General features: G+C 71.6%; 6 protein-coding genes and 2 pseudogenes. 3 read left to right on the forward strand and 5 right to left on the reverse strand.

Annotated elements, in window-relative coordinates; all coding sequences use genetic code 11:
* Window positions 1–7: 7 nt before the first annotated feature.
* Window positions 8–10,425: pseudogene (locus D6270_RS30395) on the reverse strand (amino acid adenylation domain-containing protein).
* 526 nt (window positions 10,426–10,951) lie between these two features.
* On the opposite strand from D6270_RS30395, the gene D6270_RS30400 reads away from it, so the two are divergent.
* Window positions 10,952–11,224 (forward strand): hypothetical protein, encoded by a 273-nt coding sequence (locus D6270_RS30400; RefSeq protein ID WP_225976992.1) that lies wholly within the window; start codon window positions 10,952–10,954, stop codon window positions 11,222–11,224.
* Window positions 11,225–11,316: 92 nt separating this feature from the next.
* Here the strand turns inward: D6270_RS30400 and D6270_RS30405 are convergent, their stop codons facing one another.
* Window positions 11,317–11,973, reverse strand: coding sequence for a fasciclin domain-containing protein (locus D6270_RS30405; RefSeq protein ID WP_109162507.1), 657 nt, complete (start codon window positions 11,971–11,973; stop codon window positions 11,317–11,319).
* An 834-nt stretch (window positions 11,974–12,807) separates the two neighbouring features.
* Window positions 12,808–13,011 carry an SGNH/GDSL hydrolase family protein gene (locus D6270_RS30410; RefSeq protein WP_109162506.1) on the reverse strand — a complete coding sequence of 68 codons (204 nt, stop codon included), beginning with the start codon at window positions 13,009–13,011 and terminating at the stop codon, window positions 12,808–12,810.
* Window positions 13,012–13,355: 344 nt separating this feature from the next.
* Here D6270_RS30410 and D6270_RS30415 point away from each other — a divergent pair, with 344 nt between their 5' ends.
* Both D6270_RS30415 and D6270_RS30420 read left to right on the forward strand, forming a co-directional pair.
* On the forward strand, window positions 13,356–13,766 hold the full coding sequence (locus D6270_RS30415) for a GlcG/HbpS family heme-binding protein (protein ID WP_109162505.1): 411 nt from the start codon (window positions 13,356–13,358) through the stop codon (window positions 13,764–13,766).
* 93 nt (window positions 13,767–13,859) lie between these two features.
* Window positions 13,860–14,705, forward strand: coding sequence for an SDR family oxidoreductase (locus tag D6270_RS30420; RefSeq protein ID WP_109162504.1), 846 nt, complete (start codon window positions 13,860–13,862; stop codon window positions 14,703–14,705).
* Window positions 14,706–14,712: 7 nt separating this feature from the next.
* On the opposite strand, the pseudogene D6270_RS30425 reads toward D6270_RS30420, so the two are convergent.
* Together D6270_RS30425 and D6270_RS30430 are read right to left on the reverse strand one after the other, a co-directional pair.
* Window positions 14,713–14,874: pseudogene (locus tag D6270_RS30425) on the reverse strand (IS481 family transposase); the annotation flags it as partial.
* Entirely contained in the window at window positions 14,871–16,049 is a 1,179-nt protein-coding gene (locus tag D6270_RS30430) for a Cmx/CmrA family chloramphenicol efflux MFS transporter (RefSeq protein ID WP_109162503.1), read from the reverse strand. The gene D6270_RS30430 and the pseudogene D6270_RS30425, both read right to left, overlap by 4 nt.
* Window positions 16,050–16,261: the final 212 nt, after the last annotated feature.

A 16,261-nucleotide genomic window follows, 5' to 3' on the forward strand; every position in this document is an offset into this window, starting at 1 on the left:
GCTCTCCTCAATCGGTGGGGTGACCGGCCGTGAGCACGGCCGTGACGGTGGTGCCGATCTGCTCCCGCGCGGCGGGCTGCATCATCTGGGCGTGCGCGCACGCCACGTCGTGGTTCTCGACGGGACCGGTGATGTACGGGTCCCACAGGGACAGATCGAAGGTGTTGGCGGGGCGGCCCTCGACGGCGGTGAAGAACAGCGCCGGACCGTGGAACACACGGGGGGTGTACTTCCGCATCAGCCTGGCCTGACCGGCGAAGTTGTCGACCATCGCGTCGATCGTGGCCGGTTCCAGTGCCCCGAGAGGGCTCCCGTTCGCACGGAACTGGTCGCGTACGGCGACGGCCTCGACCGGCCTGTTGCCCTCCAGGGCCTCCTGGCCGACCCCCATGTTGGAGAGCAGGGCCCGGAAGACGGTGTCCCGGCTCGCGCTGTCCAGGTCGTCCAGCGGGGCGAGCGGGAAGGCGTCCAGGATCGTCAGCAGGGCCACCTCCTCGCCCGCCTCCTGGAGCTGGACGGCGACCTCCTGGACGACGTTGCCGCCGAAGGACCAGCCGAAGAGGTGGTAGGGGCCGTGCGGCTGGACGGCCCGCAGCTCGGCCACGTACACGGCGGCCATCGCTTCGATGCTGTCCGGGAAGGGCCGGGTGCCGTCGAGGTTCGGGGTCTGGAGTCCGTAGACCGGCCGGTCGTTCTCCAGGTGGGGGAGCAACCCGGCGTACGCCCAGGCCAGGCCGCCCGCCGGGTGGACGCAGAACAGCGGGGCGAGGGTGCCCTTGGTGCGGAGCGGCAGCAGGGCGGCCAGCGGATCGTCCTGGACGCCGGTGCCGATGCGTTCCGCCAGTGCGGCGACCGTGGGCGCCTCGAACAGACTGCGGATGCTGACGTCCACCCCGAGTGCGTCACGGATGCGGCGGATGAGCCCGGCAGCCAGCAGCGAATGCCCGCCCAGCGCGAAGAAGTCGTCGTCGATGAGGACGCGTTCGAGCTCCAGCGTCTCGGCGAACAGCGTGCACAGCACGTCTTCCCGCGGGTTGCGGGGGCTGCGCCCGTTCCCCGCGTCGGCCCGTGGCGCGGGCAGGGCCGCACGGTCCAGCTTTCCGTTCGGGGTCAGCGGGACGGCGTCCAGGGCGACCCAGGCGGACGGGACCATGTAGGCGGGCAGCCGGGCGGCCGCGTGCTCCCGTATCCCGTTGAGCCGGTCGGCCTCGGACCGGGACGCATCCGAGGGGGCCATGGGGGCGGTCCGGTCCGGTGTGCCGGATCGTTCGGTGAGCACGACATAGGCGGTGAGCCGCGAACCCCCGGGCCCTTCGCCATGTGCCACCACCGCCGCCTGGGCGGCGTCCGCATGCTCCGTCAGAACAGCGGCGACTCCTTCCGGCTCCACCCGGAAGCCGCGCACCTTGACCTGGCTGTCGGCGCGGCCGGCGAACTCCAGAGTGTCGTCGGACCTGCGAACGGCCCGGTCTCCGGTGCGGTACATCCGGGCGCCCGACGGGCCGTGGGGGTCGGGTACGAATCGCGTCGCGGTCTGCGCGGACTGCCCGTGGTAGCCGAGAGCCAGGCTGTCGCCGGCCAGATAGAGCTCGCCGGTCACCCCGACCGGAACCGGCCGCAGCCGGTCGTCGAGGAGCCGTACCGAGGTCCCGTCGACCGGGGAGCCGAGCACAGGCCGTCCGGCCGTCCGGAGGTCCGCGACGAGGGTGTCGACCGTCGCCTCGGTGGGGCCGTAGAAGTTCCAGGCTGTGAGCCCCGGCCGCGACCGAAGGTCGTCCCAGAGCGCGGCCGGTACGGCTTCGCCGCCCAGCGCGATCACGGACGGAACGGGACCGTCCTCGGCGAACAGCCCTGCGTCCAGCAGCTGACGCACGTGCGTCGGCGTGGACTCCAGTACGTCGAACCCGTGGACATGCGCCGCATGGACCAGGGCTTCGGGGTCGCGTCGTGTCAGGTCGTCCAGCACATGCAGCCGGTGTCCGTCGAGCATCCACAGCACCGGGTCCCACGCGGCGTCAAAGGACAGGGCGGCCGTCAGCGCGACGTCCAGCTGAGGCTTCCCGGCCGCCCGTACGGCGGGTGCGAAGACATGGCGGCGGTGGTGTTCCAGCAGCCGGGCGAGGGACCCGTGGCCGACGAGAACTCCCTTGGGACGGCCGGTGGAACCCGAGGTGTGGAGGAGGTAGGCCGGCTCGCCGGGTTCCGGGGGCCTCTGCCCACGCGGGTGCGCGGAGCCTTCGGGAAACGCGTCGGCGCATTCGGGGGAGCAGAGGTTCAGCCGACGCCCGTGGCCCCGGGCCCGGTCGTGCGTGCTGTCGGCCGTGAGCACGGTGTGCGGGCGCGCGTCCGCCAGAACAGCGTCGATCCTGCCCTGCGGGAGGGAGCCGTCGACCGGTACGTAGACGGCTCCTGCCTTGAGCACACCGAGAAGGGCGGCGATGGAGTCGGTGGAGCGCGGAAGCAGGACGGCCACCGGGTCCCCGGGGCCCGCACCGGCCCGTACGAGCAGTGCGGCGATGCGGTCCGAGCGGGTGTCCAGCTCGGTGAACGAGAGGCTGCCGTCCGACGCGGTCACCGCGATGTCACCGCTGCGCGCCGAGGCCACCGTGGCCGCGAACCGGTCCAGCACGGTCGTGAAAGGCGTGGGGCCGTCCACGGACCGGCCATGGCTCTCGCCGATAGCCAGCAGGCGTCGCTGTTCCTCATCGCCGACCAGCGGCAGGTCGCCGACGACCATGCCGGGATCGCCCACGGCGTGGGCGAGGAGGAGGGCGAAGCGCTCGGCGATCCGTACGGCCGTATCGGCGTCGAACAGGTCGCGGCTGTACTCCAGCGTTCCGTCGAGACTGCTTCCGTCCCCTGTGGCCGACGGCCGCTCGGTGAAGGAGAAGGAGAGGTCGAACTTGGCGCCTCCGGTGTCGACCGCCTCCAGCCTGGCCTGGAGACCGGGCAGGTCCAGGCGCGGCGGCCGGTGGTTGTTGAGGGTCAGCATGACCTGGAAGAGCGGGTGGCGGGAGAGCGACCGGGTCGGCCGGACGGCCTCCACCAGCCGTTCGAACGGCAGCTCCTGGTGGGCGTATGCGGCGAGGTCCGTCTCCCTGACCCGGGACAGCAGCTCGGTGAAGTCCGGGTTGCCGCCGAGGTCTGTCCGCAGAACGAGCGTGTTGACGAAGAAGCCGACCAGCGGGTCGAGTGCCTCATCCGTCCGCCCGGCCACCGGGGTGCCGACGAGCACGTCGCTGTCGCCCCCCATCCGGTGCAGCAGGGCCGCCAGGGCGGCGTGCAGCACCATGAAGGTGCTGCTGGCCGTCGACCTCGCCAGCCGTGCCACACCGGCCATGGTCTCCTCCGGAACACGGACCGCCACCGTCCCTCCGAGACCGCTCGGAGAGGACGGCCGGGGGCGGTCGGTGGGCAGGGCCGTCTCCTCCGGGGCGGCACTCAGCCGGTCCTCCCAGTAGGCGAGTTGGGTCGAAGCGGTGGACGTGGGATCGGCGAAGTCGCCGAGCAGGTCGCGCTGCCACAGGGTGTAGTCCGCGTACTGGACCGGCAGCGGGTTCCAGTTCGGCGCCCGGCCGGCCGTCCGTGCCGCATAGGCACCGGCCAGGTCCTGAGCGAGCGGCCCCATGGACCAGCCGTCCGCCGCGATGTGGTGCACGGTCACCAGCAGGGTGTGCCGGTCCGCCGCGCTGCGGAACAGGACCGGCCGCAGGGGCACGTCCCGCTCCAGGTCGAAGGGGTCGGCCGCGGCCTCACGCAGGGCCCCGCCGAGGTGCGCCTCCTCGACCGCCACGAGCGGAAGTTCCGGCCGCGCGTCACCGGGCGTGAGGACACGCTGGCGGGGACGGCCGTCACCGGGCTCGACGACCGTGCGCAAGCTCTCGTGCCTGGTCAGCACATCACCCAGAGCGCTCCGGAGAGCGTTCTGGTCCAGGGCACCGGTGAGCCGCACGGTGAACGCCATGTGGTACGCCGCGGCCCGGGGGTCCAGCTGGTGCAGGAACCACAGGCGCTCCTGCGCCGGGGAGAGCGGCGGTTGCTCCGTGCGCCGTGCCCGGTGCAGGGCGGGCCGCGCCGAGCCCGCCTCCGAGAGCCGTTCGGCCAGCGCGGCGGGGGTCGTCGACTCGAAGAGCGCCCGAACCGGGAGCTCGACGCCGAACGCCGAGCGGATCCGCCCGACCAGCCGCGTCGCCAGCAGGGAATGGCCCCCAGCTCGAAGAAGTCGTCGTCCGGGGAAACCTCTTCGTGCCCCAGACTCTCCGCGAACAGGGCACAGAGGATCTCCTCCGGTGCCGAGCGCGGGGCCCGCCCCGTCCCCTCCGGGCTCCCCGCCGGCGGGGTCGACGGCAGTGCCGAGAAGTCCACCTTCCCGTGCGCGGTCAGCGGAAGGGAGTCCACGGGAACGATCAGCGAGGGAACCATGTGCGCGGGCAGCCGCCGCGCCACGAAGGAGCGCAACTCCCTGGGGGAGAGCTCTCGATGACCGGCCGGCACCACCCAGCCGACCAGTTGCGCATCTCCCGAGTCTGCGTCGGAGCGGACCGCGACGGCCGACCGCGCGATGTCCTCGTGCGAGTCCAGAGCGGAGGCGACCTCGCCGGTCTCGACCCGGAAGCCGCGGATCTTGATCTGCCCGTCGGCCCGGCCGAGGTACTCCAGGCGGCCTTCGACCCGGCGCACCAGGTCGCCGGTCCGGTACATCCGTGAGCCCCGCGCTCCGTGGGGATCGGGCAGGAAGCGCTCCGCTGTCGCGGCGGAACGGCCCTCGTAGCCACGCGCGACGCCCGGGCCCGACACGTACAGCTCACCCGTCACTCCGGGGGCGACCGGCCGCAGCCGCCGGTCCAGGACGCGGGCGCGGGCGCCGGTCACCGGATGGCCGAGGTGCGGTCCCACTGCCGGCAGCACCCGGCCCATCACGCTGTCCACGGTGGTCTCCGTGGGTCCGTACAGGTTCCACACGGAGACATCGGACAGGCCCGCCAGCTCCCGCCAGAGCGGGGCCGTCACGGCTTCCCCGCCGAGCGCGAGCACTCGTGGCCGGGGGCGGCCGGGGGCGAACAGGCCGCACGCGCGGAGCTGTTCGAGGTAGGAGGGAGTGGTCTCCACGACGTCGATCGCACGCTCGTGGAGAAGAGCGGTCAGCGCCTCGGGATCGCGGCGCGTCGTGTCGTCCACGAGATGCAGCTCATGGCCCGCGATCATCCACAGCAGGGGGTCCAGGGAGGCGTCGAACGTCATCGCTGCCGTGTGGGCCACCCGCAGCGGCAGCCCGTTGTTGGCTGCCTCCGCCGGGCCCATGAGCCGGTCGCGGTGATGGGCCAACAGCGCGGCCAGCGAACGGTGTTCGACCACCACGCCCTTGGGCAGCCCGGTCGACCCGGAGGTGTACAGCACGTAGGCGGCGTCCCGGCCGCGCGGCGGCGCGGGCAGACCCGCCGCCGGGGGGAGGGCCTCCTGCCCGGTCCCGTCGAGCAGCAGTACCTCCACCGAGTCCGGGAGAACCGCGCTGGTCGTGGCGGTGGCGAGCACCAGGTGCGGGGCGGCCGTGTCGAGAACCAGCTCGGTACGGGCCGCCGGCTGAGCCGTGTCCAGCGGTACGTACACAGCCCCGGCCCGCAGGATCCCCAGCAGCGCCACGACGGCGAGGGAGGTCCGGGGCAGTGCCACCGCCACCCGGTCACCGGGGCCGACTCCGCGGTCCACGAGGGAGGCGGCCAGCCGGTCTGTACGCAGGCGCAGTTCACCGAAGGTGAGACGGCCGTCGTCGGCCACGACGGCCGTCCGGTCCGGCTGGACGGCCGCCCGTGTCGCCAGGACGTCCAGCACCGTCCAGTCTCCGCCGACCGCCTCCGTGGTCGCGCTGAGCGGCCTTGTCGTGGTGCGCGGCAGCTCGTCCAGTGCTGCGGCGCGCTGTGACGGGCTCAGGAAGTCCAGATCGGCGAGCGGGCGGTCCGGCTCTGCGAGCAGGGCGCTCAGGAGGCGGGTGAAGTGTTCGACGAATCGTTCCGCCGTGGCCTTGTCGAAGAGGTCCTCGTCGTACTCCAGCTCACCGGTGATCCCCTGCGGGCGGCCCGCCTCGTCGTGCCGCTCGGACAGGTCCCAGCTGAGGTCGAACTTGGAGCCCGAGCGCCCCACGGACATCTCACGCCTCACCGCGAGACCGTCCAGGTGCGGACGGGGCGCGGGCGTGTTGTTGAGGCTCAGCATCACCTGGAACAGGGGATGGCGGCTGAGCGAGCGCGGCGGCGCCAGCTCCTCGACGACCCTCTCGAACGGGATGTCCTGCTGGGCGTAGGCCGCCAGGTCGGTCCGGGCCACCCGTTCCGTGAGCTCACGGAAGGACGGCGCGCCGGAGACGTCCGCTCGCAGGACCAGTGTGTTGACGAAGAAGCCCACCAGTTCGCCGAGCGACGCCTCGGTACGGCCCGCCACCGGTGTGCCGACGGCGATGTCCTCGCCCGCTCCCAGACGCGACATGAGGGCGGCGAGGGCCGCGTGCAGCGCCATGAAGGAGCTGGCCTCGGACGCTCTGGCCAGTTCCACCAGCGTCCGGTGGTCGTGAGCCCCGACGTGCACCGGCACGGTGCCGCCCCGGCCTGAGGGCCGGTCCGGACGCGGCCGGTCCGCAGGGAAGGACGACTCCTCCGGCAGCCCGGCCAGGGAACCGGCCCAGGCGGACAGCTGACGGCGGGCGAGGCTGTCCGGCGCGTCCGGATCTCCGAGCAGGTCACGTTGCCACAGTGCGAAGTCCGCGTACTGGAGGGGAAGCGGGTCCCAGCCGGGCGCCTGCCCGGCGCGGCGCGCGCCGTAGGCGGCGGACAGGTCCCGCATGAGCGGCCCCATGGACCATCCGTCGGCGGCTATGTGGTGCAGTGTCACGACCAGGACATGATCGTCGGCGGCCACGGTGAAGAGCCGGGCGCGCAGCGGGATCTCCCGCTCCAGGTCGAAGGGGACGCCGTCCGGGGCCGCTGACTCGCCGGCAGGCATGACGCGCAGCAGCGGACACGGAAGCAGATGTGGCGGCAGGACACGCTGGCCGGGACCCTCCGGGCTCGTCACCACGATCGTGCGCAGGGCCTCGTGCCGCTGAACGATGTCGCGCAGCGCCAACTCCAGGGCGTCGCTGTCCACCGGGCCGCGCAGGCGCAGCGCCACCGGCAGGTGGTAGGAGGAGCCCGCGTCGCCCAGCGTCTCCAGGAGCCACAGACGCTGCTGGCCGAACGCCAGCGGGAGATGATCGGGGCGGGGCACGACCGCCGTCACCGGACGCCGGGCCGCGCCCGCCCCGCCCAGGGCCGCGACCAGACCGGCCGGGGTGGGCGCCGCGAACAGGGCGCTGATCGGCACCTCCGCGCCGAACTCCTCCCGGATCCGGCCGATCAGCCGCATCGCCAGCAAGGAGTGACCGCCCAGGGCGAAGAAATCGTCGTCCCGGCCGGCCTCGGAGATTCCGAGGCACGCGGCGAACACCGCGCACATCCGGGCCTCCTGCGCCGAGCGCGGCGCGCCTCCGCCGGAGGCGACCGGCGCGGCCGGGGGCAGAGCCGTCAGGTCGAGCTTGCCGTTGGGGGTGAGAGGCAGCCGTTCCACGGTGGCCCAGGCCGTCGGCACCAACGCACCGGGCAACAGGGCGGCTACCGCGTCGCGCGCTTCCACATGGCCGGGGGCTCCGGGGCCGGCCACCAGAAACGCGGCGAGGCGTTCGGGTCCGTCGGGTGCGGTCGTCAGTGCCACAGCGGCGTCCTCGACGCCGGGCAGGGAGCGCAGCACGGCCTCGATCTCGCCGGTCTCCACCCGCACGCCGCGCACCTTGATCTGCCGGTCGCTGCGTCCGACGAACTCCAGGGAGCCGCCCTCGTCCCACCGCGCGAGGTCGCCGGTGCGGTACATCCGCGCGCCCGGAGGTCCGAAGGGGTCGGGCATGAAGCGCTCCGCGGTGAGTCCGGGGCGGCCTGCGTAGCCGCGGGCCAGTCCCTCGCCGGCGAGATACAGCTCACCCACCGACCCGTGCGGCAGCGGGTGCAGTGACGGGTCCAGCACGTAGGCCCCGGCCCCTGCGACCGGACGTCCGATCACCGGAGAGTCGCCGGTGACCCTCGCGGTGACCGCGTTGACGGTGGTCTCGGTGGGGCCGTAGAAGTTGAACACCAGCAGGCCGGGATCGGCCGCCAGCTCCTCCCACAGCCCCTCATCGACCGCCTCGCCGCCCAGGGCGATGACGCGGGGCCGGTGACTCCCCGGGGTGAGCAGGCCGGCAGCCATCATCTGCCGCAGGTAGGTGGGGGTCGTCTCGATGGCGTCGACGTGGTGGTCGACCAGGTACCGCACCAGGGCCTGGGGGTCGCGCCGCACATCGTCCGCGATGACGTGGAGCTCATGTCCGGCGACCATCCATAGCACCGGGTCCCAGGACGCGTCGAAGGAGGTCGCGGCGCTCAGCGCCACCCGCAGCCGGCGCCCCAGGGCCTCCTCGGCCAGGATGTGTGACTCCCGCCGGTGGTGCTCCAGGAGGTTGCTCAGCGACCGGTGCTCGACGACGACGCCCTTGGGCCTGCCGGTGGAACCGGAGGTGTAGATGACGTAGGCGGCGTCGTGAGGTTCGGGCCCGGGTGCCTTGAGGGGTTCACCGGCGCCGGGAGGCACCGTGGCCGGGTCGATGCGGGGGACTCCCTCGTGGGGGTCGATGGCGCGCGCCGAGGGCGCGGTCGCCACCAGCGCCACGGGCTGGGAGTCCTCGATCATGAAGGCGAGCCGGTCCGCCGGGTAGGACGGGTCCAGCGGCAGGTACGCCGCCCCGGTCCGCATCACCGCGAGGATCGCCACCACCAGGTCGGTCGACCGGGGCAGTCCCACGGCCACGCGCGTGCCGGGCCGTGCGCCCTCCGCGGTGAGCACACGGGCCAGGTCGTCGACCCGGCGGCCGAGTTCGCCGAAGGTGAGTGTCGCGCTGTCGCACACGACGGCCGTGCGGTGGGGAGTCCGGCGCGCCTGCCGGTCGAACAGTTCAGGCAGAGGTACCGGCGCCGTCGCGTCACGCCTCGACGCCCGTGCGCCCCCCAGGCCGAGGACCCGCCGCTGTTCGTCCTCATCGACGGGGCTCACGGCTCCGACGGAGACTTCCGGGTCCGCCACGAACGCGTCGAGCACCCGGCACAGCCGCTCGTGAGGCCCCGCCAGATCCTGCCGGCGGTAGCGCCCGGCGTTGCCCAGCAGGTCGATCTCCAGGCCACCGTCGCCGAAGGAAGCGTGGACGGCCACCGCGAGGTCCTCGACCGGGCCGATCGACAGGTTGTGCAGGGTGGCCCGGTGGGGACCGAAGAGCAGGGCGTCGTCGAAGGCAAGGATGTTGACGGTCGGCCCGGTCAACGCGGCCCGCGTACCGGTCAGTCCCAGCTGATGGCGCAGTGCTTCCGCCGGCCTGCGCTGGTGGCGCAGTACCGAGCGTGCCTCGGCGGACACCCGCCGGGCCAGACCGGTCACGCGATCGGCCGGGGACACGGAGATCCGCATCGGCAGGATAGAACTGAGCATCGCGGGGGTCGTCCGCGCGGCCGGAGTGCGACGACCGGTCACGGGCAGGCCGAGCACGACCTCGCCGAGCCCCTTCTCCCGGTGCAGGCACAGGGCCAGCGCCGCCATGACGAATGTCGGCCACCCGGTCCCGGCCCGCCTGGCGGCGGCCTTGAGACGGTCCGCCTCCGCCCGGCTGTAGGCGCGCCGTACCGATACCGTCCCGTACGTCCCCGCTTCACCGGTCCCCGCAGGCGCCTCGGGCGGGTGGGCGCCCGCCAGGTGGGCCGTCCAGAACCGCTCGTCCTTCGCGGCCTGTTCGGAAGCCAGGTAGGCATCCTCCTCCTCGACGAGCGTCGCGAGTGAGGTCGCCGGTCGTGGCGCGGGCGTGTGGCCCGGCACCGTAGTGAGCGCGGTGTACACCTCGGCGATCCGGGAGAGTGCGAGGACCGCCGCGTAGCCGTCGAGCGCCAGGTGGTGGACCTGCTGATGGAAGAGGTGGCGCGAGGGGGAGAGCCGGTAGAGGGTGACCCGGACCAGGGGCCCCGCGGACAGGTCGGCCGCCTCCGCCAGGCAGAGCCGCATACGCCGTAGAGCCTCGGCGTGCGGATCCTCCTCACCGGAGAGGTCCACCAAGGGCACCGCCAACGAGACGCTTTCCTCCACGCGCTGATAGGGAACGCCGTCCACTTCACCGAAGGTGCTGCGCAGGGCTTCCATCTCGGTCGCGGTGTGGTTGACGGCGCGGCCCAGCAGCCCGGCGTCGACCGGCCCCTGGATGTCGGCGTACTCGGCGATGTTGTACGAGGGGTCCGCGGGGTCGAGTCGCTGCGCGAACCAGACCCCCTGCTGTGCGGCCGTCAGGCGTATCGTGCCCGGCGGAGTTTTGGTGTTCGGTACGTCGGTCACGCGAATTCACCTCGGTGGGGGGACGCCCGCTTCGTCAGGCTGCGGGGCGCGCGGGTGCGGCAGGACGGAACATGGCGGGGGAGGCGGACGGCCGACGCAGCCGGCCGGGATGGACGGACGGGCACCCGGAGACCCGTCGGCCGGTAAGGGTGGGAGTGGAACAGGTGCCCTGCCCAGGCTGGGCGCCTGTGCATCGCGATCGTGAAGCACGCATATCGACGGGCCGGTGCATGCAGACTGCCTCCTCGGAGCTGACGTAGTCCCGAGCGGGCCGTCACGTCAGTGATCCGAAGCCGCACCAGCCTCGGATTGCCCATGTGACGCACGACACGTCACTCCGGAGGGCGTTTTGCAGTTCGCTGGCGCGTATGAGCCAAACGCATGGCGGAATTACGCCGAAGAGCCATCCGGAGGGGGGTGGCACACCGAAGAAGGGAGAGTTCGGACATCCGTCCGGATCTCCTGCGCGTCATGAATATCGGAGAACTCCGTGAAGCCTCTCGCACCCACTGCCCGCTGGCCTTTCGTGGGGGCCCTAGTCGCTGCCGCGCTGCTGGCCGCGGTCCCCGCCGCGTCGGCGGCCCCCTCCGCCCCTGCGGTTCCCCGCCAGACGCAGGCCGCGCCTGCCGAGGCGGCCACCCCCGGCCTGGCCGCCTTCTACCGGGGCATACAGGGCGGAAACCTCTGCTTGCTGGCCCGGTGCACGGTCGGCGATTCCGCACCCGGAGCTCACCCGGGCCCCAGCAACACCCAGGGGTTCAACCTCTGCCTGCTCGCCCTGTGCACCGTTCGCCCCTGACCGGCAACGGACATGAGCCGGGCCCCGAGTCGGTGAAGATGACTCGGGGCCCGGCCCGTTCCAGCCCCCGCACGCAAGGCGTGGAAAGGGGCTCAGCTCTTCGGCATGAGAACGGTGTCGACGATGTACACGGTCGCGTTGGCCGTGGGGACGTTGCCGCAGACGACCTTGGATGTGTCGTTGACGGTGTAGTTCTCGCCGGTGCCCTTGGTGGTGAGGGGGGACTTCTGGAGGGTGTCGTAGGTGCCGCTCTCCAACTGCATGGGAGAGAGCTTCTCGCCGACGACGTGGTAGGTGAGGATGCTGGTGAGCATCTCCTTGTCGGCCAGGACCTTGTCCAGGTCGGCCTTCGGGATCTTGGCGAAGGCGTCGTTGGTCGGCGCGAACACGGTGATGTTCTGGGCGTTGTTGAGGGTGTCGACGAGGCCGGCCTTCTTCACCGCCGTGACCAGGGTGGACAGGTCCGGGTTGTTCGAGGCGGCGGTGGCGACCGGGTCCTGGGCCATGCCGTCGAAGGAGCCCGCGCCGTCCTCGGGGACGGACGCGCAGGCCGGACCGAACGGGCCGTCCGCAGGGGTCGTGTCCTCGGCCGGTGCGCTGGACTGCTCCTCCGCCGGGGCGGAGCTGGAGGACTTGTCGGCGGCGGCGTCGGAGGAGCTGTCGCTCCCGCCGCAGGCGGTAAGCGTCAGAGGCAGGACGGCGGCAGCGGTGAGGGCGAGGGCGGCGCGGCGATAACGGAAGGCGGTCAAGGCATTCTCCTGTGTGTTCGATCGGTAGCGCTGCGTATTCATTGGTGGATAGACATCGGCGAGGCTTTCCGATGTCTTGCACTGGTGACGTCAGGCCAGGTGCCCCGGCACAGAGCGGCTCGGGTCAGATGGCTCGTCCGTGGAGAGGCTGGGGGCGCCGTCCGCTGTGCGGCGGATCGGCTGTGCGGCTCTGCTCGTCATGTCAGCTATTCGGGGCTGCCACGAAGACGGATTGGTCGGTGGGCGAGAAACTTCGTCGGTCGCGCCCCGGCCGTCCGGCCTCGGGCCTTGGCGGAGTTGGGCCGTCCGGGTGTCATGCAGGGACCGACCAATCCAACGCCGCCTCCGCGGCGAATACGGAATGTGAGCGGGCGTCAGGAGGAGGCCCCGTTCATGACGAGGTTTCCCCGCCGGCTGCGTGGAACCTCATCCCTCCACAGCGAGAGCCTCGTGGAGGGCGGCTGTTGTGGGGCGCCACTCTCCTGGGCGCCCCACAGCGGACCGGCCGCCCCCAAGGCGTCCCGTAGAACGATCACGTGAGTCGACCTACCTGTGTCGTCGAACCCTTTGGTCCTGGCGGCAGGTAACCGGGTGCACCGGTGTCCTCAGAGTCAGGCCGGTGCCGGGGCTCGGGTCATCCGCGAGCCGACTGGACCGTCACTCCGAAGCCCACCCGACCTGGGCACTCATCAATCACCCTGATGACGCGCAGGCTGACGCTTCTGCGGTCCTGTATCCGCCTGCGGGGCTGATGACGCAGGCTCGCTGACGGCCAGCACCCGCGGCCTGTGCAGACGTTTTGAGTCAGGCCGCGAACGTCTCGACCGTCAGGGGTTAGTCCAGGTCCACGACCGCGTCGAAGGACGTCTCGGCCTTGAGTCTTGCATTGACCTCCTGCCGTACTGCCTCGGCCTGCACGGTCCAGGCGTCGCTGCCGGAGAAGGGCGGGATGGTGCAGACGAGGGACCGTGCCCCGTGCCGTCGGCTGGACCTGGCGAACGCGCCGATGGCTGCCAGGAGCTCGTCGGCGGTGACCACCTCGTCGGCCGCCTCCAGGAGGGATGCCGGGTGGGCCAGGTCGTTGACGCCGATGAGGACGACCAGGCCGACCGGTTCGTCGCCGAAGACCTGAGGAGTGAAGCGGCTCTTGGCGGCGGGGCCGAAGGTGGGCTGTGACTTCGGCGCGTCGTGCAGTCCCCGGTTATGTCACTGAAGGTGAACGAAGTCATCCGGGTGTACCGCGCGAACGGATCGGGAGGCCGTTTTCGTCGGGGGAGAGGGCAGTGTGCCGGGCAAGGAGGCGTCGATGGTCCTGCGGATCTGTGGGCCGGGACGGGTGTACCGAAAGGCGTCCTGACGTCCGGGGATCTACCGTCTGTCGTATGCACAGCACACGCACCGTGGGTCTCAGCGATGCCCGCCCGATCATCGACGTGGGTATCGCCGAGGTGGACCGTATCGGTGCTCCCAGCAACATCGCTGTCGCGGACGCGGGTGGCGGTCCGGTCGCTCACCTGCGGATGGACGGAGCCCAGCTCGGCAGCATCGAGCACTCCATCGACAAGGCGCACACCAGCGTCCTGTTCCGGCCGGCCGCCGGCGATCTGGCCCGGGACTCCGAACCGGGCGGGCAGTTCTGGGGCATGGCCCTGTCCGGGGTGGGCCGAGTGCTGGTCTTCGCGGGCGGGCTCCCGCTGAGGATCGATGACGAGGTGGTGGGCGCGGTCGGGGTCAGCGACGGCTCACCGGAGCGGGACACCGCCGTGGCCAAGGCCGCGGCCGCAGCCTTGTAGCCAAGCCGGCCGCGGGTACGGCGGCTGGGCAAGGTGCATCCGGGGATCGATGCCGGAACAGGCCAGACACCAGCACAGGAAGGCTCAACCACCATGGCGGGACCGATTCTCATCACCGGAGCGGGCAGTGGCTTCGGTAAAGAAGTCGCACTGCGGCTCGCAGCGGCCGGGCACCAGGTGATCGCGGGCGTGGAGATCATCGCCCAGGTCAGCGCGGTGCGCGCCGAAGCGCGGGAGCGGGGCGTCGACCTGCGCGTGGAGAAGCTCGACGTCACCGACCCCGGAGACCGCGAGAACGCCTGCTCCTGGCAGGTCGAGGTCCTCCTCAACAACGCCGGAGTCTCCGAAGGCGGTGCGACCGCCGACATCCCCGAGGAACGGCTGCGCCGCCAGTTCGAGGTCAACGTCTTCGGGCCCGTCCTGCTCACCCAGGGCATCGCCCGCCGGATGGTCGCGCGCGGCAGTGGGCGCATCGTCTTCATGTCCTCGGTCGCCGGACTCACCGTCGACCCGTTCACCGGTGCCTACGCCGGATCGAAGCACGCGGTGGAGGCGTTCGCCGACGCGCTGGACCAGGAGCTCGCCGAGTTCGGCGTCACCGTGGCCACGATCAACCCGGGCCCCTTCCTGACGGGCTTCAACGACACGATGTTCGAGACGTGGAAGGAGTGGCGCGATGACCCCGCCGACCGCCTCTACGACTACGCCGAGCTGGCCTTCCCGCACGAGCAGTACGACCCCGAACCGGTCTACGAGCGCACGGTACGCGTCCTGCTCGGCGAGGACCGGCGCTACCGCAACCTGCTCCCCGAAGAGATGGAGCCACAGGCGCGCCGACAAGTTGACGCCCTGTGGGACCGGCAGCTGAACGACGGCAGCCGCCCCGCTCTCGTACAGAAGGCGTACGACATCACTCCGGCCACACCGGTTCGGGACTGACTTCCCGCAGTCCGGCTTCGCCGTGCGTTTCGTACCGGTTCTTCCGCTTGGACAGGCAAGCGTGGGAGACACCGGCCTCGGCGGCGACGTGCGCGATCGGACGGGTGCGGCAGCGCCCCACGAGCCGTAGGCGTCCCTCGACGTCCAAGGGTGCGTTCCTATGTGTCACCGCAGCACCTCGGTGCTCCGGTCAGCCGTGATGACGGCCAGGAGGGGGAACGCGATGAGCAGCGCGGCCGCGACGAGAACCCCACTCGCCCAGAGCGGTCCGAGGACCCCGGCGCCGGTGCCGAGAGAGGCCGCAGCGATGACGGGGCCGACGGCGGCACCCACGTTGAGCGCCGCGGTCGCGTACGAGCCGGCCATCGTGGGGGCGCCCCCGGCCTCGTAGAGGACGCGCGTGATCAGCGTGCTGCCCAGTGCGAACGACAGCACGCCCTGCACGAACACGAGGGCGAACAGGCTGACCGGCTCGTTGGCCAGCACCGCAAGAGCCGGCCAGCCGATGAGCAGCAACGGACCGGCGACCGCGATGACCAGGCCGGGACTGCGGTCGGACAGCCTCCCGGCGAGGGTGACGCCCACGAAGGAGCCTGCGCCGAAGAGCACCAGAGCGACAGAGACCCACAGCCTGCCCAGCCCCGCGCTGTCGGTCACCACGGGGGCAAGGAAGGTGAGGCTTGCGAAGGTCGCCGCGTTCACCAGTGCACCGATCAGCATCACCAGGACCAACCGCGCGCGGGTGAGCTGGGCCAGCTCCACTCGCAACGCCGGCCTGCCGGTCGCCTCGTCCTCGTCACGTCCTGCCGGGATGCCTTTCAGGATGCCGAGAGCGGCGGGCAGGCAGAGAGCGGCGACGGCCCAGAAGGTGGCCCGCCAGCCGAGTGCGGTGCCGAGCACCGCCCCACCAGGGACACCGGCGATCGTGGCCACCGTCGTGCCGGACAGCAGCACGGCCAGCGCGCGTCCCTTCCTGCCGGGTGAGACCAACATGGTCGCGGCCGTCAGAGCGACAGCGAGGAACCCTGCGTTCGCGAGCGCGGCAACGACGCGGGTAGCGAACAGGACGGGGAAGCGCGTGGTGACGGCGCCCATGACGTGAGCTGTCGCGAACACAAGGACGAACCCGAGAAGGACCGGGCGCCTGGGCCAGGTGCGGGCAAGCGCAGCCACCAGAGGCGCGCCGACGACCATGCCGATCGCGAACGCCGAGGTGAGCATGCCCGCCGCCCCGACGGTGACGTCGAGATCCGAGGCGATGTCCGGCAACAAGCCGGCGAGCATGAACTCCGAGGTCCCCATGGCGAAGACCGCCAGGGCAAGCAGGTACAGCGGAAGAGGCATCGAGTGGCTCCGAGGTGAGGAGAGGCACGAGAAGGTCGATCTCGTCACCGCGGCCAGCCCCGAGTGCACACGCGTCCCACCGCAGAAAGCGGCGCGACGACAGGGCTACGAGCTCAGTGGTTCAGGGGGCTGACGGCGTGACCGAAAGCCCCCACCTTGTCTGACTCAGGACTCGACATGGCCCGCACGCTACCCGACCGATGCCCGTTGAG

Origin of the sequence: Streptomyces griseus subsp. griseus (assembly GCF_003610995.1) — a bacterium.
Lineage (GTDB): Bacteria > Actinomycetota > Actinomycetes > Streptomycetales > Streptomycetaceae > Streptomyces.